The 22,335-nt window shown below is 65.9% G+C and carries 17 protein-coding genes; 6 read left to right on the forward strand and 11 right to left on the reverse strand.

What is annotated here, in order from left to right; genetic code table 11:
* Nucleotides 1-4 precede the first annotated feature (4 nt).
* From A9973_RS10110 to A9973_RS10140, 7 genes are all read right to left on the reverse strand, one after another.
* On the reverse strand, nucleotides 5-991 hold the full coding sequence (locus A9973_RS10110; protein WP_183013621.1) for a tripartite tricarboxylate transporter substrate binding protein: 987 nt from the start codon (nucleotides 989-991) through the stop codon (nucleotides 5-7).
* Between the two features lie 125 nt (nucleotides 992-1,116).
* On the reverse strand, nucleotides 1,117-2,778 hold the full coding sequence (locus tag A9973_RS10115) for a TRAP transporter large permease subunit (protein WP_183013622.1): 1,662 nt from the start codon (nucleotides 2,776-2,778) through the stop codon (nucleotides 1,117-1,119).
* A gap of 2 nt (nucleotides 2,779-2,780) precedes the next feature.
* A complete protein-coding gene (locus tag A9973_RS10120; RefSeq protein ID WP_183013623.1) occupies nucleotides 2,781-3,443 on the reverse strand; it encodes a TRAP transporter small permease subunit in 663 nt (220 codons plus the stop codon).
* Between the two features lie 125 nt (nucleotides 3,444-3,568).
* The gene (locus A9973_RS10125; protein ID WP_183013624.1) at nucleotides 3,569-4,660 is read right to left on the reverse strand and encodes a TRAP transporter substrate-binding protein; all 1,092 of its coding nucleotides are present in this window, start codon (nucleotides 4,658-4,660) and stop codon (nucleotides 3,569-3,571) included.
* A gap of 359 nt (nucleotides 4,661-5,019) precedes the next feature.
* Entirely contained in the window at nucleotides 5,020-5,577 is a 558-nt protein-coding gene (locus A9973_RS10130) for a DUF1415 domain-containing protein (protein WP_183013625.1), read from the reverse strand.
* The gene (locus A9973_RS10135) at nucleotides 5,574-7,043 is read right to left on the reverse strand and encodes a M20 family metallopeptidase (RefSeq protein ID WP_183013626.1); all 1,470 of its coding nucleotides are present in this window, start codon (nucleotides 7,041-7,043) and stop codon (nucleotides 5,574-5,576) included. The genes A9973_RS10130 and A9973_RS10135 overlap by 4 nt, the downstream gene beginning before the upstream one ends.
* 122 nt (nucleotides 7,044-7,165) lie before the next feature.
* Nucleotides 7,166-8,083: a LysR family transcriptional regulator gene (locus A9973_RS10140; protein ID WP_183013627.1), complete on the reverse strand. Its 918-nt coding sequence runs from the start codon at nucleotides 8,081-8,083 to the stop codon at nucleotides 7,166-7,168.
* 372 nt (nucleotides 8,084-8,455) lie between these two features.
* Between A9973_RS10140 and A9973_RS10145 the strand changes: the two genes are divergently transcribed.
* Together A9973_RS10145 and A9973_RS10150 are read left to right on the forward strand one after the other, a co-directional pair.
* A complete protein-coding gene (locus tag A9973_RS10145; protein WP_183013628.1) occupies nucleotides 8,456-9,412 on the forward strand; it encodes an alpha/beta fold hydrolase in 957 nt (318 codons plus the stop codon).
* 19 nt (nucleotides 9,413-9,431) lie between these two features.
* A complete protein-coding gene (locus tag A9973_RS10150) occupies nucleotides 9,432-10,421 on the forward strand; it encodes a tripartite tricarboxylate transporter substrate binding protein (RefSeq protein WP_183013629.1) in 990 nt (329 codons plus the stop codon).
* A 91-nt stretch (nucleotides 10,422-10,512) separates the two neighbouring features.
* On the opposite strand, the gene A9973_RS10155 is transcribed toward A9973_RS10150, so the two are convergent.
* The gene (locus A9973_RS10155) at nucleotides 10,513-12,141 is read right to left on the reverse strand and encodes a methyl-accepting chemotaxis protein (protein ID WP_183013630.1); all 1,629 of its coding nucleotides are present in this window, start codon (nucleotides 12,139-12,141) and stop codon (nucleotides 10,513-10,515) included.
* A gap of 224 nt (nucleotides 12,142-12,365) precedes the next feature.
* On the opposite strand from A9973_RS10155, the gene A9973_RS10160 reads away from it, so the two are divergent.
* Nucleotides 12,366-13,274 carry a LysR substrate-binding domain-containing protein gene (locus A9973_RS10160; protein ID WP_183013631.1) on the forward strand — a complete coding sequence of 303 codons (909 nt, stop codon included), beginning with the start codon at nucleotides 12,366-12,368 and terminating at the stop codon, nucleotides 13,272-13,274.
* An 80-nt stretch (nucleotides 13,275-13,354) separates the two neighbouring features.
* Here A9973_RS10160 and purL read toward each other — a convergent pair whose 3' ends face one another.
* Nucleotides 13,355-17,404 (reverse strand): phosphoribosylformylglycinamidine synthase, encoded by a 4,050-nt coding sequence (gene purL, locus A9973_RS10165; RefSeq protein WP_183013632.1) that lies wholly within the window; start codon nucleotides 17,402-17,404, stop codon nucleotides 13,355-13,357.
* A 354-nt stretch (nucleotides 17,405-17,758) separates the two neighbouring features.
* Between purL and A9973_RS10170 the strand changes: the two genes are divergently transcribed.
* The 3 genes from A9973_RS10170 (at nucleotide 17,759) to A9973_RS10180 (ending at nucleotide 20,690) form a co-directional block, all read left to right on the forward strand.
* Nucleotides 17,759-18,298, forward strand: a complete 540-nt coding sequence (locus tag A9973_RS10170) for a TRAP transporter small permease (protein WP_183013633.1) — start codon at nucleotides 17,759-17,761, stop codon at nucleotides 18,296-18,298.
* Nucleotides 18,295-19,593, forward strand: a complete 1,299-nt coding sequence (locus tag A9973_RS10175) for a TRAP transporter large permease (RefSeq protein WP_183013634.1) — start codon at nucleotides 18,295-18,297, stop codon at nucleotides 19,591-19,593. Before A9973_RS10170 ends, A9973_RS10175 begins: the two co-directional genes overlap by 4 nt.
* A gap of 68 nt (nucleotides 19,594-19,661) precedes the next feature.
* Nucleotides 19,662-20,690, forward strand: coding sequence for a DctP family TRAP transporter solute-binding subunit (locus tag A9973_RS10180; protein ID WP_183013635.1), 1,029 nt, complete (start codon nucleotides 19,662-19,664; stop codon nucleotides 20,688-20,690).
* A 142-nt stretch (nucleotides 20,691-20,832) separates the two neighbouring features.
* Here A9973_RS10180 and greB read toward each other — a convergent pair whose 3' ends face one another.
* Both greB and A9973_RS10190 read right to left on the reverse strand, forming a co-directional pair.
* Nucleotides 20,833-21,381 carry a transcription elongation factor GreB gene (gene greB / locus A9973_RS10185; protein WP_183013636.1) on the reverse strand — a complete coding sequence of 183 codons (549 nt, stop codon included), beginning with the start codon at nucleotides 21,379-21,381 and terminating at the stop codon, nucleotides 20,833-20,835.
* Between the two features lie 68 nt (nucleotides 21,382-21,449).
* Nucleotides 21,450-22,295: a 3',5'-nucleoside bisphosphate phosphatase gene (locus A9973_RS10190; RefSeq protein WP_183013637.1), complete on the reverse strand. Its 846-nt coding sequence runs from the start codon at nucleotides 22,293-22,295 to the stop codon at nucleotides 21,450-21,452.
* Nucleotides 22,296-22,335 lie beyond the last annotated feature (40 nt).

The raw sequence follows: 22,335 nt of genomic DNA on the forward strand, positions 1-22,335 counted from the left end.
TTCCTCAGGCTTTCAGGTCAGTCTTGGGCACGCCGTTGGCCTTGATGACCTGGGCCCACATGGCGGATTCGTCGGCGATCACTTTGTCCAGATCGGCGGAAGACGTGAACTCCACCGCCACGCCCTGCTCGGCGAACTGCTGGATCAGGCCGGGGTCGCGCGTGCCTTCGCGCACCGCGTTCTCCAGCGTTTTCACGACGTTCGCCGGCATCGCGGCGGGGCCGGAGATCATCATGCGCGTGTAGAGTTCGAAGCCGTCCACGCCGGCCTCCTTCATGGTGGGCACGTCGGGCAGGCTGGACAGGCGCTTGTCGGCCGTCACGGCCAGCACCTGCAACTTGCCGGACTTGATGTTGGCCAACGCCGACGTCGGGAAATCGAACGTGCTTTGCACGGTGCCCGCCATCAGGTCCAGCAGCGCGGGGCCGCTGCCCTTGTAGGGCACGTCCTGGAACTGGGTGCCAGTCTTGGACTGGAAATGCAGCAGCGCCAGGTGATTGATGATGCCCCGCCCGGCGTGGGCGCAGGTGATGTCGCCCGGCTTCTTCTTGGCCAGCGCAATGAATTCCTGCACGTTCTTCACGCCCAGCGCGGGGTGCACGATCAGCAGCATGGGCGACTTGCCCATCGACCCGAGTTGCTTGAAGTCCGATTGCTGGTACGGCAGATTGTTGTACAGCAAGGGATTCAGGATCATGCCGTTGGTGCCGGCGAACCCCAGCGTATAGCCGTCCGGCTCGGCCCGCGCGACCGCCACCGTGGCGATGATGGCCTGGCCGCCCGGGCGGTTCTCGACGACCACGGTCTGCTTAAGCGTCTTGCCCATGCGTTCGGCCAGCGCACGGGCGGCGATGTCCGTCAGGCCGCCGGGCGCAAAGCCCACCAGCAACCGCACCGGGCGCGTCGGGAACGCACTTTGGGCCCAGACGGGGCGGGACATCAGGGGCAGCGCGGCAAGCGCGCCCAGGGCATGGCGGCGATTCATTCGCATACGGGTCTCCGGCTAGGAAACGGTATGTTGTATGCAATTTGATTTGCCCGCCATTTAGGGATTTCCCGCGAAAAAAATGCCGGCATCGCCGGCATTCCTTTGACTTGCAGCGCAGCGGGCACCCGCTACTTGAACCCGGCCGCAGGGTCGTCGCTGCCGTAGGTGCTGGTGCCGTAAGACGTGTCCACCTCGATCTTCACCTTGCTGGCGTCGACCTCCGCGGCATCGCTCTTGTAGTGCATGACCAGGCCCGGGAACGCCATCACGGCGGCCACCATCGCCAGCTGGATCACGATGAAGGGGATCGAGCCTCGGTAGATCTGGCCCGTGGTCACGGGTTCGATCATCTTGCCGGTCACCTTGTCCTTATACCGATCCTTGGGCGCCACCGATCGCAGGTAGAACAACGCGAAGCCGAATGGCGGATGCATGAACGAGGTCTGCATGTTCACCGCCAGCAGGACGCCGAACCAGATCAGGTCGATGCCCAGCTTGTCGGCCACCGGGCCCAGCAGCGGCACGATGATGAAGGCCAATTCGAAGAAGTCCAGGAAGAACGCCAGCACGAACGTCAGGATGCTGACCGCGATCAGGAAGCCCATTTCGCCGCCGGGCAGGCTGACCAGCAGGTGTTCCACCCACAAATCGCCGTTGACGCCGCGGAAGGTCAGGCCGAACACCGTGGAGCCCACCAGGATGAACACCACGAAGGTGGACAGCTTGGTGGTGGTGTCCATGGCCTGCTTCATCAGGTTCAGCGTCAGGCGGCCGCGGATCATGGCCATGACGATGGCGCCCACGGCCCCCATTGCGCCGCCTTCGGTCGGCGTGGCGACGCCGATGAAGATCGTGCCCAGCACCAGGAAGATCAGGAACAGCGGCGGGATCATCACGAATGTGACGCGCTCGGCCAGGGCCGAGAGCATGCCGATCTTGAAGACCTTGTTGACGCCCGCGATGATGAAGGCGGTCAGGCCCCAGATCAGCAGCGACAGCACGATCTGCTCGTCCACCGGCGCCGTGTCGGCTTCGATGTACTGGCCGACGAAGTACGCCGACAGCGCCGAAATCACCATCAGCACCAGCAGCGAACGGCCGCCGCGCGTGCCGTTGCTTTCCTGGAACGAGCGCGCTTCTTCGGGCAACGCGGGCGCCGACTCCGGTTTCAGGTACGACTTGATGATGACGAACACGACATACGTGCCCGCCAGCAGGAAGCCAGGCAGGATCGCGCCGCGGTACATGTCGCCGATGGAGCGGCCCAGCTGGTCGGCCAGGATGATCAGCACCAGCGACGGCGGGATGATCTGCGACAAGGTGCCTGACGCGGCGATGATGCCGCTGGCCAGCCTGCGGTCATAGCCGTAGCGCAGCATGATGGGCAGCGAGATCAAGCCCATCGAGATCACCGACGCCGACACGACGCCCGTGGTGGCGGCCAGCATCGCACCCACGAACACCACGGCGATCGCCAGGCCGCCGCGCACGGTGCCGAACAGTTGGCCGATGGTCTCCAGCAAGTCTTCGGCCATGCCTGATCGTTCAAGCACCAGCCCCATCAAGGTGAAAAATGGCACCGCCAGCAAGGTGTCGTTGGAGATGATGCCGAATATGCGTTGCGGCAAGGCCTGGAACAAGGCGGCGTTCAACAGCCCCAGCTCGATGCCGATCAGCGCGAAAAGGATGCCGTTGGCCGCCAGCGCGAACGCCACGGGAAAGCCCATCAGCAGGAACACCACCAGCGTGGCGAACATGATGGGGGCCATGTTTGCAGTCAGAAATTCCATGGTCAGCGTCCGTCCTGTCCGTTCTGGTCGCGGGCGCCGCCTGGCGCCTGCCCGCCTTGCGCCGCCAGGGCGCGCTCTTCGCGCAGCCGCGCTTCTTCCGCGATTTCCTGGGCCAGTGCTTCCTCGGCCGAAATATCGGTTGCGCGGGCGCCCGGATCGGGGCACTTGCCCATCAGGAATCCAACGCACTTGATCAGGTGGGACAACCCCGCCAGCACCAGCAAGGCGAAGCCGACCGGGATCAGCAATTTCACAGGCCAGCGCACCAGGCCGCCGGTGTTGGACGACTGCTCGTTGCTCACGAACGAATCGACGAACATCGGCCACGACAGATATGTGATCAAGAGGCAGGCGGGCATCAGGAAGAAGATGACGCCGAAAATGTCGATGTAGATCTGCTTGCGGCGCGGCAGGCGCGACGACAACACATCCACGCGCACGTGCTCGTTCTTCAGCAGCGTGTACCCGGCGGCCAGCAGGAAGATGGCGCCGAACAGGTACCACTGCAATTCAAGCCACGCGTTGGAACTGATCTGGAAGGTCTTGCGGACGACGGCATTGCCGGCGCTGACCAGGACGACGACCAGCGTCAACCACGTCACGCACCGGCCGACCACCGTGTTGATCGCATCGATCAACCGGGATAGGGCTAATAGGGCATTCATGTCGGATATCCGGACCCGCGCAAGGGCAAGGCGCGCAGTCAATGAGCAACTCGGGAGAGGAGAAAACCAGCAAGCGCGCGCGGATGCGGCACATCCGCGCGCGCCGGCACGATCAGGTCCGCCGCTTACTTGCGGTTGATCGTGCCCATGTAGCTGTCATAGCTGCCTTCGGCGACGCGGAACCAGGGCAGTTCGTTGTCGCGGAAATTCTTCATGCTTTCGTAGACTTTCTTGAACACCGGGCTCTTGGCGCTCATTTCGTCGTACAGCTTGACCGATTCCGCGAAGCACGCGTCCATGACGGGCTTGGGGAACGATTGCAGCTTGGCGCCCTGGGCGATCAGGCGGCGCAGCGCGGCGGGGTTCTCGGCGTCGTACTTGGCGATCATGTCGTTGGTCGCGGCAGCGGATGCCTGCGCCAGGATGGCCTGGTAGTGCTTGGGCAGCTTGTTGTAGGCGTCCTGGTTGACGTAGAGCGACACTTGCAGCGTGCCTTCCCACCAGCCGGGGTAGTAGTAGTGCGGGGCGACCTTGTTGAAGCCCAGCTTCTCATCGTCGTAGGGGCCGATCCATTCGGCCGCGTCGATGGTGCCCTTTTCCAGCGCCGGGTAGATGTCGCCGCCGGCGATCTGCTGCGGCACGACGCCCAGGCGCGACAGCACGGCGCCCGCAAAGGCGCTGACGCGGAACTTCAGGCCCTTCAGGTCGTCGACCGTCTTGATTTCCTTGCGGAACCAGCCGCCCATCTGCGTACCGGTATAGCCGCAGGGGAAGTTGACGATGTTGTAGGTCTTGAAGACCTCGCGCAGCAGCGACAGGCCGTCGCCGTGGCGCATCCACGAATTCATCTGGCGCGTGTTCAGACCGAACGGAACGGCGGCGTCGAAGCTCAGGACCGGGTCTTTGCCGTAGTAGTAGTACGACGCGCTGTGGCCGCATTCGATCGTGCCGTTCTGCACGCCGTCCAGCACTTGCAGGGCCGGGACGATTTCGCCGGCCGGGAACACACGGATGGAAAACTTGCCGCCGGTGGCCTCGGACACGTACTTGGCGACGCTTTCGCCGCCCGAAAAGATGGCGTCGGCGCTACGCGGGAAGCTGGAGGCCAGGCGCCAGTTCAGCGTGGGGGCTTCCTGGGCGATGGCGGGCACTGCCAGGGTGGCGCCGCCTGCTGCGGCCCCCAAGGTGGCTTTCTTCAAAAACGAACGGCGTTGCATGCAAGTCTCCCAACTTTGGATAAAGTTTGTGCTGGTCCCGGGGCGGTTTGGTGGAGCCCCTGGCGCGATCCAGTGGGTAACAAATGGTCGCGCTTGTGATTTTGGGGGCGATGCTATCGGCAAATTTATGCCGGGACGTAGCGGGAAAACCCTTGCCGTAAGTTTCGTGAAATCTTTCTCCTTCTAACCGCTGGTATGACCAGCAGGTGCGGGAACCGCCTTCTGCTCTGCTTGGAAGACCGTATCAGCTGGCGTTCAGCAGCGCAGGCAGCCTGAATAAACAGGCGCTTTTATATAACTAGAAAATATTTAGCTCAGGGCGGCCACCACCGCATTGGCGGCGGCCCCCTGCCCTGGCCTCAGGCCTTGGCCATCAGCTTCTTCCAGCCGTCCAGACCCAGCTTGTTCATCGTGCCGATGTTCTTTTCGTAGATCTCGGAGGCGTCCGGGAAGGACTCCACCGCGCGGTCGATGCTGTCTTCGCGCAGCAGGTGCAGGATGGGGTACGGCGACCGGTTCGTGAAGTTCTCGATATCGTCCGGCTGCGTATCGGCGAACTGGAACAGTGGATGGAACGTCGCCACCTGCAGTTCGCCCACCAGGCGCATGCGCTTGAGCAGGCGATCGGACAACTCTTCGAAATCGTTGAAATCCAGGAAGTCGTCCAGCGCGTCGGGAATGATCAGCAAGGTCGTGTCGATCTTTTCAGGATCGGTCTCGGCCAGCAGCGCCAGCTCGTCCTGCAGGTCGGTCAGCACGCCCTCGGCGTCGGTGGCGTCGCTGACGGCGAAGCGGATCTGGTCTTTGACCTGAACCGCTTTCGCGAACGGACAGAGGTTCAGGCCGATCACGGCCTTCGTCAGCCAATCGCGGGTTTCGGCCACCACGTTGGCGTAGGCGTCGGAAGTGGAAATCATGCCGGCATCGCCGCCATCGTCTGGGCCACCGCCGCGGTCAGCTTCTTGCCGTAAGGCACGTGCAGGAATTCATTGGGGCCGTGGGCGTTGGACTTGGGGCCCAACACGCCGCAGACCATGAACTGGGCCTTGGGGAAGCCCTTCTGCAGGATGCTCATCAGCGGGATCGTGCCGCCCTGGCCGATGTAGCCGCAAGGCTGGCCGTAGTACTGCTGCGACGCGGCGTCCAGCGCCTGGGTCAGCCACGGCACGGATGCCGGCGCGTTCCAGCCGGTGGCGGCGCCCTCGTTGGCCTTGAAGATGACCTTGGCGTTGTAAGGCGCGTCGGCTTCCAGCAATTCCTTGATTTCCTGCGACGCGGCCACGGCGTCCACCAGCGGCGGCAATCGCAGCGACAGCTTGAACGCGGTGCGCGGACGCAGCACGTTGCCGGCGCTGGACAGCGGCGGCAGGCCTTCGGCGCCGGTCACCGACAGGGTCGGGCGCCAGGTGCGGTTCAGCAGGGCCTGTTCGGGTTCGGTCGTCATCGGCAGCACGAAGCCGCCTTCGGCGCCGCAGCTCCAGGGGAAACGGCGCCAGACTTCGTCGCCCAGGATGCGCGCGGTGGCGGACACCTGTTCGATGCGTTCGGCGGGGATCTCGCAATGCAGGCTTTGCGGCAGCAGGCGGCCGGTGCCGCTGTCTTCCAGGCGGTCCAGCAGATGGCGCAGGATGCGGAACGACGACGGCACGACGCCGCTGGAGTCGCCCGAGTGCACGCCTTCGTCCAGCACCTGGACTTCCAGCGTACCGGACACCATGCCGCGCAGCGACGTCGTCATCCACAGCTGGTCATAGCTGCCGGCGCCCGAATCCAGGCACACCACCAGCGCCACGTTGCCCAGGCGGTCGCGCAGCGCGTCCACGTAGGGCAGCAGGTCGTAGCTGCCGGACTCTTCACAGGTCTCGACGATGCCCACGCAGCGCGGACGCGGAATGCCCTGCTTGTCCAGCGCCATGATGGCGGTCAGCGAGGCGTACACGGCGTAGCCGTCGTCCGCGCCGCCACGGCCATACAGCTTGCCGTCTTCGTACTTGGGCGTCCACGGGCCCAGGCCCGCGCGCCAGCCCGAGAATTCCGGCTGCTTGTCCAGGTGACCGTACAGCAGCACGGTGTCGCCGTTGTCGCTGCGGGTGGCAGGCGCGTCGAAGAAGATGATTGGGGTGCGGCCCGGCAGGCGCACCACTTCAAGCACCAGGCCCGATACCTTCTGCGCTTCGACCCATTGCGCCGCATCGCGGACCACGCGTTCAATGAACGCGTTCTTTTCCCAGTCGGCGTCGAACGCCGGGCTCTTGGCGGGCACGGCGATGTAATCGGTCAGCGCGGGGATGATCTCGTTGTCCCATTTGTCGTCGACAAATTCCTGGAGAGCCTTCGGGTCCAGGGTGGGCGGCAGTGCGTCTTCGGGGATACGTGCGTTCATGGCGCGGGATCCTGTATGTGCGTGGTCGGGCGGGGATGGGGTGATCCGCTATTTTATGCCTGTGCGGGCGCGCCGGCACCTTTTGTCCCCGTTTGATCTGCCGACGCGCGAAAACGGTGTCGCTATCTGGCCGCGTAGGCTTCAATTCGGCTCCACACCTGGCGGGCCAGCGGCTTGGCGTTGTCGACCGACTGGTACAGCCGGATCTCCATATGGATGTCGTTGCGGGCGCTGTCGGCGCGCACCAGCGCGCCTGACCGCAAGTCCGCCTCGATCAGCGTGTGCGGCAGCCAGGCCAGGCCGAAGCCCTGGCGCGCCATCGCGTGCAAGGCGTCGGCCAAATCCGATTCATACATGGTGTGCAGCAGCGGCACCACGCAAAGCCCGCGCAGGCGGTCGTGCAGGATGCGGCCCAGCGACATGCTGTCGGCATACGCCAGGAACGGCACCGCGGGGTCGGAGGCCAGCTTGGGCACGGCATGGCGCGGATGGCGCCCGCCTGGCGCCACCGGCGCGCTGACGGCCACCAGTTTGTCGGCGCCGACGCGCCGGCAACGGTAGCCGGGGTTGTCGATCCTGGCGTAGAGCGGCTCGTGCGCATGGCACAGCAGGAAATCCACCTCGCCGTCCGCCAGCATGTCCACGCCGTAGTTCAGCGTGGTGGTGATGACCTTCAATTGGAATGCCGGCATGCCCTGTTGCACGCTGGCCATCACGCCCGGCAGCACGGAATGCGCCAGGGTCTTGCCGGATGCGATGGTGATCTTGCGGTTGCGTTCCTGCTCGGGCTTCTGCAGCGCCTGGCGGGTGTCGCGCAGGATGTCCAGCACGTCGATGGCGGCGGCCAGCATGCTGCGCCCGGCCGGGTTCAGCGTGGTCGCGTGATGGCCGCGTTCGACCAGCGGCACGCCGGCCCATTCCTCAAGCGCCTTGATGCGGCGCCCGAACGCCGGATGCGTGACGCTGCGCGCCTCGGCCGCCTGGAACATGTTGCGCGACTTCGACAGCGCGACAAGGTCTTCCAGCCATTTAGTGTCCATATGACTCTCCGTGCGGCGTTAGTGGGACCTTTCCCCGCCGGGCCGCCCCAAGGGGAAAGACGCCCCCTTGGGGGGGCAGCAAGCGCACGAAGTGCGTGCAGCGTGGGGGCCCCTTTCCCCGCCGGGCCGCCCCAAGGGGAAAGACGCCCCCTTGGGGGGCAGCAAGCGCACGAAGTGCGTGCAGCGTGGGGGCCCCTTTCCCCGCCGGGCCGCCCCAAGGGGAAAGACGCCCCCTTGGGGGGCAGCAAGCGCACGAAGTGCGTGCAGCGTGGGGGCACCACCTGTGCTGAATCGGCACAGAGCCTGCTCATTTTGCACAACTCAGATACATCTGGCAACTAACATCCCGGCGTCCACTCCCTGGAAACGCCGATGTCCGACACCCCTGTCCTGCTCAAATCCATCCGCAGCCATTTCCTTGGCGGCGCCGAGGCCGTGGCCGGCGGCGTGCCGATGCTGCAGAAGAAGGTGGTGGACAACGCGACGCCGCGGTTGATCGACATGAACGGCGGCTACAGCGTCGGGCAGTTGTACGTGCAGGAATACCGGCTGGCGCAACCGCTGCATCCCCACCCCGTGCTGTTGTGGCATGGCGGCGGCATGACGGGCGCGCAGTGGGAAAGCACGCCCGATGGCCGCCAGGGCTGGCTGTGGCGCCTGCTGCAAGCCGGCTACGACGTGTTCGTGTCCGACGCGCCCGAACGCGGCCGCGCCTCGTGGGCGATGTATCCGCAGGTCTATGACAGCGCACCCATCTTCCGGTCCAAGGAAGAAGCCTGGCGCCTGTTTCGCATCGGCCCGGCCTCGGGCTATGCGCCTGCCGGCGAACCGCGCCAGGCCTATCCGGCGCAGCAGTTCCCCACCGAATCCTTTGACACCTTCGCCAAGCAGTTCGTGCCGCGCTGGCTCACGCATGGGGACATGGCGCTGGACGCCTACCGGAAATTGCTGGAACTGGCCGGCCCCTGCATCGTCTTCGGCCATAGCCAGGGCGGCGGATTCGCCACGCTGCTGGCCCAGGAATACGCCGCCACCGTGCGCGCCGTCGTCGCGCTGGAACCCACCGGCACGCCGGCCGCCGTGCCGTGGCAGCTGCCCCCGCATCTATTGGTGTGGGGCGACCACTTTCAAGGGGACGACACCTGGCTGCGCTACCGCGCCCAGACGGACGCCTATTGGCGGGCGATGCGCGCGGCCGGCGTCCGCACCCAGGTGCTGGACCTGCCCGCCGCCGGCATCGCCGGCAATTCCCATTTCTGCATGCTGGACCGCAATAGCGACCAGATAGCCGGATTGATCGTCGATTGGCTCGATCGCAGCCTCGACTAACCTTCGCCTGGAGACACAGATGAACTTCAAGAAATCCACCATCGCCCTGGCGCTGCTGACCGGCGCCACGCTGGCCGCCGGCGCCGCGTCGGCGCAGCAGGCCTCCGACTACCCCGCCAAGCCCGTGCGCCTGATCGTGCCGTTCGCCCCCGGCGGCACGGCCGACATCATCGGCCGCGTCTTCGCCGCGCAACTGGGCACCGAACTGGGCGCCACCGTGGTCGTCGAGAACAAGGCCGGCGCCGGCGGCTCGATCGGCACCCGCTTCGTGGCCGACTCCGCCCCCGACGGCTACATCCTGCTGCTGGCCTCGTCCAGCACCCACGGCACCAACCCGGCCGTGTACAAGTCGCTGACCTATGACGCCGTGCAGGATTTCACCGCGATCACGCAACTGGTGACCGTGCCGGGCGTGCTGAGCGTCACGAAGGACTTCCCGGCAGCCGACCTGAACGCGCTGATCGCGACGTCCAAGGCGAATCCGGACCGCTACACCTACGCCTCGTCGGGCGCGGGCGGCCTGGGCAACCTGGCCATGGAACTGATGAAGTCGATGACGGGCGCCAAGCTCATGCACATCGCCTACCGCGGCGCGGGCCCGGCGTTCACCGACGTGATCAGCGGCCAGGTGTCGATGATCTGGGAACCGGTGCCGGCGTCCCTGCCCTACATCAAGGGCGGCCAGATCCGCCCGATCGCCATCGCCGCCGATGCGCGTTCGCCCGAGCTGCCCGACACCCCGACCTTCAAGGAAGCCGGCCTGCCGCGCTATGAAGCCAACGCCTGGAACGGCCTGCTGGCGCCCAAGGGCCTGCCGGAAGACGTGAAGAAAAAGCTGCACGACGCCTCGGTCAAGGCGTTGAACACGCCGGAAGTGAAGGCCAAGATGGCCAGCCTGGGCGGCACGGTCGTGGCCGGCTCGTCGGATGCGTTCCAGCAAGTGATCGCCAGCGACGTGAAAAAATGGAAGCACGTCGCGGCCGACGCCAATATCCAGCTGGACCAGTAATCCTCCTGGCGCCGCCCCCATGAAAAATGCCCCTCGCGGGGCATTTTTCATGGCATCAAGACGGCCGAGGCCGCTTCCATCCGGGCCGTCGTCAGGCCCCGATCAGCGCAGGTTCCGCGCCGCGTCCCAACGCGGACGCCTCCGCGTCGATCACCCGGCCGCCGGCGTGCAGCTTGAACACCGCCACGGCTTCGCGCAGGCGTTGCGCCTGGGTCTCCAGCGATGCGGCGGACGCCGCCGCTTCTTCAACCAGCGCCGCGTTCTGCTGCGTCACGCTATCCATCTGAGATACCGCCTGATTCACCTGCTGGATGCCTTGCGACTGCTCTTCGGACGCGCTGGAGATCTCGTTGATGATGTCGGTCACGCGGCGCACCGACACCACGATCTCTTGCATGGTGGCGCCGGCGGCTTCCACCTGATCCGACCCGATCGACACCTTCTGCACGGACTCGTCGATCAATCCCTTGATTTCCTTGGCGGCCTGGCCGCTGCGTTGCGCCAGCGCGCGCACTTCGCTGGCCACCACCGCGAAGCCCTTGCCCTGCTCGCCCGCGCGCGCCGCTTCCACCGCCGCGTTCAGCGCCAGGATGTTGGTCTGGAAGGCGATGCCGTCGATCACGCCGACAATGTCGGCGATGCGCTTGGAACTGTCGGCAATGCCACGCATCGTGCCCACCACGTCACCCACGGCCCTGCCGCCGCGCGAGGCCACTTCAGAAGCCGCCGTCGCCAGTTGCGACGCGTTGCGCGAACTGTCGGCGTTGTTCTTCACGGTGGACGACAGTTCGTCCATGCTGGCCGCGGTTTCCTCCAGCGACGCCGCCTGCTGCTCGGTGCGGGATGACAGGTCGATGTTGCCGGCCGCGATCTCGCGCGAACCGGTGTGGATCTCTTCCACGCCCAGCCGCACGGCGGAAACCGTGCGGGCCAGGCTGTCCTGCATGCGCTTGACGGCGGCATACAGCACGCCGATCTCGTTGTCGCCGCGCTGCTCGATGCGGTTACTGAGGTCACCCCCGGCGATGCGGTCGAACAAGCGTCCGGCGTCGTGCAAGGGGCGGAAAACCGAGCGCGCGAAGATCACGTACAGGCTGACTACCAGCACGGCCACCACCGCCAGCAGACAGGCCAGCAGCACGATCGCGCCGTTGATGCGCGTGGACGTGTCGCGCGCCACGCGCTGGCCCACGTCGTCGGCATAGTCCACATACTTCTGGATGGCTTGCGTGAACGCGATGCCCAGCGGCGTGACCTTTTCAAGGTTCAGCCGGCTGGCGTCCTGCGGCTTGCCGGCACGGATGGCCGCCACCATCGGCGCGATGGCGTCGCGCTGGTAGACGTCGTAGGCGGCCAGCGCGGCATCGAACAAGGGTTTGCCTTCGGCGGACGTCTCGGGCTGCTTGCGGGCGATGTCGATCAGGTCCGACGCCTTCTTGGTGTAGCCGTCCAGCCGCTGCATGCTGGCCAGGCTGTCGATGTTCTTGCCTTCCAGCAACGCGCTCTGCGCCGCCAGCAGGACGAGGCGCGCGCGCAGCAATTCGGCGCCTGCGCTGTCCACCGCGTTGGCGCGCACCAGGTTGGTGTCCAGCAGCAATTCAATGGAAGTGCGGTTGGACGTCAGTTGCTGATGAACGGCGATGCCGGTCACCAGGAAAAGCGCAAAGAAGACGCCCAGGGCGGACGTCAGGATTGCGCGGATACTTAAATTCTTGAACATGAAAGGCCACTCCGGGTTGCATAACGCTTAGCCCATTAACGGCCCAATGCAATGAAAAGTTAAATATCTCATTGGGTTACACGCCTTTGACATCGGTCAAGCGCCTCCCCGCCGCAGGGTTGCCGGTCCCTGGTTAATGAACTACGGTCATTGAGCACATGAGAGGCCAGCCGTCGGCCAAACCCAGGACCGACGCGGCAAAACCATAACGGGGAGACATCAGAATGAAGTTGCAGCAGGTGTTTGATTTCCTTGCCGTCACGCAGCACGGCAGCGTGCATGCGGCGGCCCGCGCCACGGGACAGACCCAGCCCGCCATGACCAAATCCCTGCGCCGGCTGGAACGCACGCTGGGTTTGCCGCTGTTCGAGCGCCACGCCAAGGGCATGCGGCCCAACGACTACGGCAAGCGTTTCCTGCCGCATGCGCAGCACCTGGTCCACGAGACCAAGCGCGCCCGCGACACCATGGCGCAGATGCGCGGCGACCGCAGCGGCAAGGTGCAATACGGCATTTCGGCCGTCGCCTCGATGCTGCTGGCGCCGTCGGCCATCCACCGATTCCGTCTGATTTATCCCGAAGTGGAGCTCAGCAGCCGCACCGGCTTGTGTCACACGCTGACGCCGCTGCTGCTGGACGGGTTGCTGGACTTCGCCATCTGCCCGTTGGGCCACGACATGCCGGACGCGCACGTGAAGGCGCGCACGCTGATGAACAGTCCGATGGTCGTCGTGGCGCGCCGCGACCATCCCATGCGGCACGCGCGGTCCCTGAAGGCATTGCTGGACGTGGTGTTCGCGGTGGCCGGCCCGCCCGGCCAGCCGGGCGCGTCCGTGTATCAGGTATTCGACCAGGCCCGGCTGGGGCTGCCCCGTGTGGATATGCACACGGACGGGCTGATCGACGCCGCCGCGCTGGTCGCCAACAGCGACCGCATGGCGCTGCTGCCCACGGCCCTCGTCACCACGGGATTGCTGCGCGAGCAGCTGGAAATCGTGCCTGTCGAAGAGCCCCTGCCCGCCTATGTGATCAGCCTGCTTCAGCGCGCCGGACAGCCGCTGACGCCGGCGGCCGAAGAACTGGCCGTGCAGTTCATACGCGAAGCGGCGACCCCGCGCAACGCGCAGTACTGATTCGCAGCCGCAAAAAAAACGGGCGGAAGCCCGTTTTTTTGCCCTGGCCCGGTCAGGGCCAAGGAGGTTTGCGCCCGGCCTTACTTCAGCCAGACACGCGCGTTGCGGAAGATGCGCATCCACGGGCTGTAAGCGCCGCCCTTGTCCGCATTGCCCCATTTCTCGGGCGCCCACGACATCATGACATTGCGCGTCACGCGTTCCGGGTGCGGCATCATCACGGTGAAACGGCCGTCCGCGGTGGTGACCGAGGTCAGGCCGCCCGGGCTGCCGTTCGGGTTGAACGGATAGGCCTCGGTGGCTTGACCGCGATTGTCGATGTAGCGCGCGGCGGTCAGCACACGGCCGGCGTCGCCTTGCTGCGAGAAGTCGGCAAAGCCTTCGCCATGGGCCACGGCGACCGGGATGCGGGCGCCTTCCATGCCGGCGAAGAAGATGGACGGCGACTTGGCCAATTCCACCATCGACAGGCGCGCCTCATACTTTTCCGACTGGTTGCGCGTGAAGCGCGGCCAGTGCTCGGCGCCCGGAATCATCGGAGCCAGCGCGGCCATCATCTGGCAGCCGTTGCACACGCCCAGCGCGAACGTGTCCGGACGCGCGAAGTAGGCGGCGAACTGGTCCGACAGTTGGCTGTTGAAGCGGATGGTGCGCGCCCAGCCTTCGCCGGCGCCCAGCACGTCGCCGTAGCTGAAACCGCCCACGGCCACCAGGCCCTGCATCTGCGCCAGGTCCACGCGGCCGGCCAGCAGGTCGGTCATGTGGACGTCGATGGCCTCGAAGCCCGAGGTGTCGAACGCCCAGGCCATTTCGACCTGGCTGTTGCAGCCCTGCTCGCGCAGGATCGCCACGCGGGGTCGCTTGCCGGTGTTGATGAACGGGGCGGCCACGTTTTCCTGAGGATCGAAGGCCACGTTCGGGCTCATGCCCGGGTCGGTCGTGTCGTTCCAGACGTCCAGTTCGGCTTGGGCGCAGGCGGGGTTGTCGCGTCGCGCCATGATGCGGTAGGACACTTCGCTCCAGGCACGGCCCAGTTCAGCGCGCGGCTGGCCCCAGACCTTCTTGCCGTCGCGGTAGAACTCCACTTCGTCGGCGCCGTTCAGGCCGCCGATGACGTGCGAGTGGGCCGACAGGCCCGCGCCGCGCAGCACTTGCATGACGGCGTCGCGCTGCGATGCCGGCACCTGGATCACGGCGCCGGCCTCTTCCGAGAACAGGGCCTTGAGCGTCAGCTCTTCGCGCTGCACCTTCACTTGATCCGGGCGGATCTTGTAGTCGCCCCAATCCGCCGACTGCGGATCGAAGGTCAGCATGTCCAGGTTCACCGAGACGCCGGTGCGGCCGGCGAAGGCCATTTCGGTCAGGGTGGCGAACAGGCCGCCGTCGGAACGGTCGTGGTAGGCCAGGATGGTGCCGGCTTCGGCCAGGGTGCGGATCGTGATGAAGAAGGCGCGCAGGTCTTGCGGCGAATCGATGTCCGGCACGGTTTCGCCGACCTGGTTGTAGGTCTGCGTCAGGATCGAACCGCCCATGCGGTGGCGGCCACGGCCCAGGTCGATCAGGATCAGCACGCTGTCGCCCGCGTCGGTGCGCAGCTGCGGGGTCAGGCTGGCGCGCACGTCGGCAACCGGCGCGAACGCCGTGACGACGAGCGACACCGGCGCCACGACCTGGCGCTGTTCGCCGTCCTGTTGCCAGGACGTCTTCATGGACAGGGAATCCTTGCCCACCGGGATGGACAGGCCGGTGGCCTGGCACAGCTCGCTGACGGCGGACACGGTGTCGTACAGGGCGGCGTCCTGGCCGTCCACGCCGCAGGCAGCCATCCAGTTGGCAGACAGCTTGATGTCTTCCAGGCGCGCCACGTCGGCGGCGGCCAGGTTGGTCAGGGCTTCGGCCACGGCCATGCGGCCGGAGGCCGGGGCGTCCAGCATGGCGATGGGCGTGCGTTCGCCCATCGACATGGCTTCGCCGCGGAAGCCTTCGTAGTCGGCCAGGGTGACGGCGCAATCCGCCACCGGCACCTGCCAGGGGCCGACCATCTGGTCGCGGCTGGACAGGCCGCCAACGGTGCGGTCGCCGATCGTGATCAGGAAGGACTTGTTGGCCACCGTGGGGTGGCGCAGCACGCGGTAGGCGGCTTCGGTCAGGTCGATGCCGGCCAGATCCAGCGGCGCGGACACGCCAGGCAGGCGGCGCACGTCGCGCGTCATGCGCGGCGGCTTGCCCAGGATCACGTCGATCGGCACGTCCACGGGGCGGACCTCGGCCTCGCCTTGCGGGCGAATCGTGTCCAGGCCCGGCAGGCCTTCGCCGTCCACCACGCGCAGTTGGCGCTCTTCGGTCGCCACGCCCACGACCGCATACGGGCAGCGCTCGCGGCGCGCGATGGCGTCGAAGCGTTCCAGGTCCTTGGGCAGGATCGACAGGACATAGCGTTCCTGCGATTCGTTGCTCCAGATTTCGGCGGGCGACAGGCCCGACTCTTCCAGCGGCACGCGCTTCAGATCGAAGATGGCGCCACGGCCGGCGTCGTTGACCAGTTCCGGGAAGGCATTGGACAAGCCGCCCGCGCCCACGTCGTGGATCGCGATGATGGGGTTATTTTCGGCCTGCTGCCAGCAGCGGTCGATGACTTCCTGGGCCCGGCGTTCGATTTCGGGGTTGCCGCGTTGGACGGAATCGAAGTCCAGCTCGGCCGAGTTGCTGCCCATGCTGATGCTGGAGGCGGCGCCGCCGCCCATGCCGATACGGAAGCCCGGGCCGCCCAGCTGGATCAGCAGCGCGCCGGGGGGAATCACGTCTTTGTGGGTCAGGCCCGCGTCGATGCTGCCCAGGCCGCCCGCGATCATGATGGGCTTGTGGTAGCCCCAGCGCGTGCCGCCGGCGGTCTGCTCGAACGAACGGAAGTAGCCCAGCAGATTGGGCCGGCCGAATTCATTGTTGAACGCCGCGCCGCCGATGGGGCCGTCGATCATGATGGACAAGGGCGAAGCGATGCGCTCGGGCAGGCCGTGGTGGTCGGCTTCCCAGGGTTGCAGCGCGTCGTCGAAACGCAGGTGCGACACGGTGAAGCCGGTCAGGCCGGCCTTGGGCTTGGAGCCCCGGCCGGTGGCGCCTTCGTCGCGGATTTCGCCGCCCGCGCCCGTCGAGGCGCCGGGGAACGGCGCGATCGCGGTCGGGTGGTTGTGCGTTTCCACCTTCATCAGCGTGTGCACGGTGGTGTCGCGGCGGATGTACTTGGCGCCGTCGGCGCCCTCGCCCGTGACCCCGGGCACGCCCGCCTGGAAGCGCTGCGCGGGGCCGCCTTCCATGATGGCGGCGTTATCCGAGTAGGCGACGACCGTGCCTTCCGGCTGCGCCTTGTGCGTGGCGCGGATCATGCCGAACAGCGTATTGGGCTGTTCCTGGCCGTCGATCACCCAATCGGCATTGAAGATCTTGTGGCGGCAATGTTCGCTGTTGGCCTGGGCGAACATCATCAGTTCCACGTCGGTGGGGTCCCGCCCCAGGTCCGTGAACGACTTGGCCAGGTATTCGATTTCGTCTTCCGACAGGGCCAGGCCCAGCGAGACGTTGGCTTCCGCCAAGGCCTGGACGCCATGGGCCAGTACGCCCACGGTGCGCATCGGCTTGCCGGCCAGCGCCTGGAACAGCGCCTGGCCGTCGAAGCTGGCGTCGACCACGGTTTCGGTCATGCGGTCGTGCAGGCAGTCGGCCGCGCGCGCCAGCATGGCGTCGTCGAAGGACTTCACGCCCAGCAGGCCGCGTTCCGGGGTGATCACGTAACGCACGCCGCGTTCGATGCGATGCACCGACGACAAGCCACAGTTGTGGGCAATGTCGGTGGCCTTGCTGGCCCACGGGGAAATGGTGCCCAGGCGCGGAATGACCAGCAGGGACAGGCTCTTGGCCGGCGTTTCAGCCGTGCTGGGCGTGCCGTAATCCAGCAGTTGGGTCAGATGTTGCTGCTGTTCGGCCGTCAGGGCGGCGTCGGTGCTGACGAAGTGCTCGTAACGGGCGGAGATGTCGGCCACCGGCAGGCCGGCTTCCTTCAGTTGCGCAAGAAGGCGATCACGACGAAAGGAGGACAGGACGGAGGAACCAGGCAGATGCTGAACTAGGGACACGATGCGGGCGCCGTATAAGGATGGGTGCAAAAAGTGATTTTACCTGTTTAGGGGGTTTTCCCGGAGCGCTTGTTCAAGAACCGTTCCAACCCCTTGTTTTCCCCAGTGTTACAAAAGAATTCCAATCGCCTCGCACCGGATTGGTGCGAAGCAATATAAGAATAAAGCCGAGCCCGGGACGCGGTTTATCGGCGACAGACGCTTCCGGCGCCAACGTCTTCTGGTGCGATGCAGCATGTTGCTGCCACCCCGCACCACGGGAAAACACGAACTATCGCGTCTGCGGGGCAACGGTAGGATGCAGCGACTTATTCATAGAACGCGCGTCAAGCGCCGAAGCCGTCGCCTCACCCCATGTCCCACCCCGAAGCCCCCGCCGAGCCTGTCGAACCGATCATCCCCGTTGAAGCAGATCCCGCCGTAAAGGTGCCGCTGGCCATCGAAGAATGGCTGGCCGTGATCCTGCTGGCCACGCTGGCCCTGATCACCTTCATGAACGTGCTGGTGCGCTATTTCACCGACCAGTCGTTCGCCTGGACCGAAGAGATCTCGGTGTTCCTGCTGATCGTGCTGACGATGGCAGGCGGCAGCGTGGCCTTTGTCCGCAACCACCATATCCGCATCGAGATCCTGGCCGACAACGGCTCGCCGCGCCGCCAGCGCATCATGGCGCTGATTTCTCACAGCTGCGTGCTGGCGTTCTTCCTGCTGCTGACCGTGCTGTCGGTGAAGCTGGTGGCGGACGAGTTCATCTACGAAGAGACCTCTCCCGCGATCGGCGTGCCGACCTGGTGGTATTCGATCTGGCTGCCCGTGATGGCCGCGGCGATCTCGCTGCGCACCTTGGGCATCCTCCGCCGCCTCGTGCGCAGCACCGGGGCCCCCGCCAAATGATCGCCGCCATCCTCTTTGCCGTCTTCATCGTGCTGATGCTGATCGGGGTGCCGGTCGGCGTGGCGCTGGGCATCGGCGGCACCGTCGCCATCGTGCTGTCCAACCTGGACACGCCCTGGTATGGCCTGTTGACCGTGCCGCAGAACTTCTACGCCGGCCTGGCCAAGTACCCGTTGCTGGCCATTCCCATGTTCGTGCTGGTCGGCTCCATCTTCGACCGGTCGGGCGTGGCCAAGCGACTGGTGGACTTCGCCATCGCCATCGTGGGCCGCGGCCCGGGCATGCTGCCGCTGGTGTCCATCGCCGTCGCGATGTTCCTGGGCGGCATATCGGGCTCGGGCCCGGCTTGCGCGGCCGCCGTGGGCGCCGTGATGATCACGGCCATGTCGCGCGCGGGCTACCCCGCCTCGTTCTCGGCCTCGATCGTGGCCGCGGGCGCCGCCACCGACATCCTGATCCCGCCGTCCGTCGCCTTCATCATCTATTCGGTGCTGGTGCCGGGCGCCTCGGTGCCCGCGCTGTTCGCCGCCGGCATGATCCCCGGCATCCTGGCGGGCCTGGCGCTGATCGTGCCGGCCGTGTGGCTGTCGCGCAAACACAAGATGGGCGCGCTGGAATCGCACCTGCCGCGCCCGCCCTTCTGGGCGAGCCTGCGGGAAGCGTCCTGGGGCCTGGCGGCGCCCGTGCTGATCCTGGGCGGCATGCGCATGGGCTGGTTCACGCCCACCGAAGCCGCGGTCGTCGCCGTGTTCTATGGCTTGTTCGTCGGCAGCTTCATCCACCGCACCATCAAGTTGCGCGACCTGTACACCATCCTGCGCGAAGCCGCCGAGCTGTCCGCCGTGATCATGCTGGTGGTGACGCTGGCCGGCATCTTCGCCTGGGCCTTGTCCACGTTGAGCGTAATCGACCCGATCACCAACGCCATCGTCAATTCCGGGCTGGGCGAATGGGGCGTGCTGTCGCTGTTGATCCTGCTGCTGATGACGGTGGGCATGTTTCTGGACGGGATCTCGATCTTCCTGATCTTCGTGCCGCTGCTGATGCCGATCGCCAACGCCTACGGCTGGGATCCCGTGTGGTTCGGGGTGATCCTGACGCTGAAGGTGGCACTGGGCCAGTTCACCCCGCCGCTGGCCGTGAACCTGATGGTGTCGTGCCGCATCGCGCGCGTGCCGATGGAGTCCACGGTGCGCTGGGTGGTGTGGCTGCTGGGCGCCATGTTCCTGGTGCTGGTGGCGGTGCTGGTGTTCCCGCAGCTGGCGCTGTGGCTGCCGCACAAATTAGGTTATTGAAGCTGGGTTATTGAAGTGCTGGATCTCAAGACAACAACAGACACACTCGCAGAGAGAGGAGACATCGCATGAACTTCCGCAACCTGATCGGCGCCGCGCTGTGCGCCGCCGCCGTGGTCGGCACAGCGCCCGCCGCCGCGCAGAACTACAAGCCCGAGTACAAGCTGTCCATCGTGGTGGGCACCACCTTCCCGTGGGGCCAAGGCGCCGAAATCTGGTCCAACCTGGTGCGCGAGCGCACCCAGGGCCGCATCAACATCAAGGTGTATCCCGGCACCTCGCTGGTCCAGGGCGACCAGACCCGCGAATTCACGGCGATCCGCCAGGGCGTGATCGACATGGCGGTGGGCTCCACCATCAACTGGTCGCCGCAGGTCAAGCAGCTGAACCTGTTCTCGCTGCCCTTCCTGATGCCCGACTACGCCGCCATCGACGCGCTGGTGCAAGGCGACGTGGGCAAGGAAATGTTCAAGCTGATCGAGAAAGCCGGCGTGGTGCCGCTGGCCTGGGGCGAAAACGGCTACCGCCAGCTCAGCAACTCCAAGCGCGACATCAAGAAGCCCGAAGACATGAAGGGCATGAAGCTGCGCGTGGTGGGTTCGCCGCTGTACATCGACACGTTCACGGCGCTGGGCGCCAACCCCACGCAGATGAGCTGGGCCGACGCGCAGCCGGCGCTGGCCAGTGGCGCGGTGGACGGCCAGGAAAATCCCCTGTCCATCTACACGGGCTCCAAGCTGTACACCGTGGGCCAGAAATACCTGACCTTGTGGAACTACGTGGCCGATCCGCTGATCTTCGTGGTCAACCGCGAAGTCTGGAATTCGTGGTCGGAAAAGGACCGCGACATCGTGCGCCAGGCAGCGCTTGACGCGGGCAAGCAGCAGATCGTGATCGCGCGCAAGGGCGTCACGCCCGAAGACCCGTCGCTGCTGAAAGAGATCGCCGGCCATGGCGTCACCGTGACGTCGCTGTCTCAGGCCGAGCACGACGCCTTCGCCAAGGTCACCCAGCCCGTCTATGACAAGTGGAAGAAGCAGATCGGCGAAGACCTGGTCAACATGGCCGAAAAATCGATCGCGGCGCGCAAGAAGTAAGCGTCGGGAACCCACGGAATTGAATTAGCAGCAAGCCCCAGGGGAACGGCGGCGAAAGCCGCCACACACCGAGGCAGGGACGTCAGATCCCTCCCAACCAAACAGGCGCCGGCCACAAGCTGGCGCCTGTTTCCTTTTGGGGCTACGGGTAGCTGACTTCCAGGATATCCAGCTCTTCGATGCCGCCCGGGGTGCGCAGCACGACGGTGTCGCCTTCGCGGGCCTTGATCAGCGCGCGCGCCACCGGCGAAATCCAGCTGATCTTGCCGGCCAGCGGCTCGGCCTCGTCCACGCCCACGATGGTGACCGTGTGGTCTTCGCCGGCCTTGTCCGAATACGACACCGTGGCGCCGAAGAACACCTGGTCGCGGTTGGGCTGCGCGGCGGGGTCGACCACTTCGGCGATGTCCAGCCGCTTGGTCAAAAAGCGCATGCGGCGGTCGATCTCGCGCAGGCGCTTCTTGCCGTACAGGTAATCGCCGTTTTCGGAGCGGTCGCCGTTGGACGCCGCCCAGGACACCACTTGCACGACAGACGGGCGCTCCACGTTCATCAGGTGCGTCAGTTCGCCGCGAAGGCGTTCGTAGCCTTCGGGAGTTATGTAGTTCTTGGTGCCTGCCGGCAACGCCTGGGTTTGCGGCAGATCGTCGTCGTCCTCGTTGTCGGACTCTTTCACAAAGGCTTTATTCATGGCGGATGCGCCGCGGGGGCGCGCTCACAATCGATGGCTTGCAGGATGGGCGGCGATGGCCGCCCGCGTCAGAACCAGTCGTGCCAGACCGGCTTCAAGTCGGACGGCAGCGGCGGCAAACGGCCCAGGTCCATCCGGCTTTCCTTGGGGCTGTGGAAATCCGACCCGCGCGAGGCCAGGAACCCGTAGCGGCGCGCGACGTCGGCGTACTGGCGGGCCTCTTCGGCGGTGTGGCTGCCGGTGTTGACTTCGATGCCCAGGCCGCCCAGTTGCAGGAATTCGTCGAACAGCGCGGCGAATTGCAGCGGGGTGTATTTATAGCGGCCGGGGTGGGCGATGACGGCCACGCCGCCCGCGCCACGGATCCAGCCCACCGCTTCAGCCAGGGTGGCCCATTGCATGGGCACATGGCCCGGCCGGTCGTCGCCCAGGTGCTTGGTGAAAACAGTTTGCACGTCGGGGCAGTAACCGGCTTCGACCAGGTAGCGCGCAAAGTGCGTGCGGCTGATCAGTTCGGGGTTGCCGGCGAACGGCAGCGCGCCTTCGTAGGCGCCGGGCATGCCCATGGTCGCCAGGCGTTCGCCGATGCGCTTGGCGCGCTCGGCCCGGCCCGAGCGGGTCTGGCGCAGGCCTTCGACCAGCGCGGTGTTTTCGGGGTCGAACTGCAAGCCTACGATGTGCACCGTCAGGCCGGCCCACGTCACCGAAATCTCGACGCCGGTGGCAAAACGCATGCCCAGGTCCTTGGCCGCGCTGGCGGCTTCGGCCAGGCCGCCCACTTCGTCGTGGTCGGTCAACGCCCAGACATCCACGCCATTGGCATGCGCGCGCTGCGCCACGTCGCGGGGCGCGAGCGCGCCGTCCGAGACGGTGGAATGGCAATGCAGATCGATGTTCAGGGTGGGCGATGTCATGGGGCTATTGTAGAGAAGGCCCGGCCACGTGGATAGCGCC

The organism is Achromobacter sp. UMC46 (assembly GCF_014170335.1).
GTDB lineage: Bacteria > Pseudomonadota > Gammaproteobacteria > Burkholderiales > Burkholderiaceae_B > Achromobacter.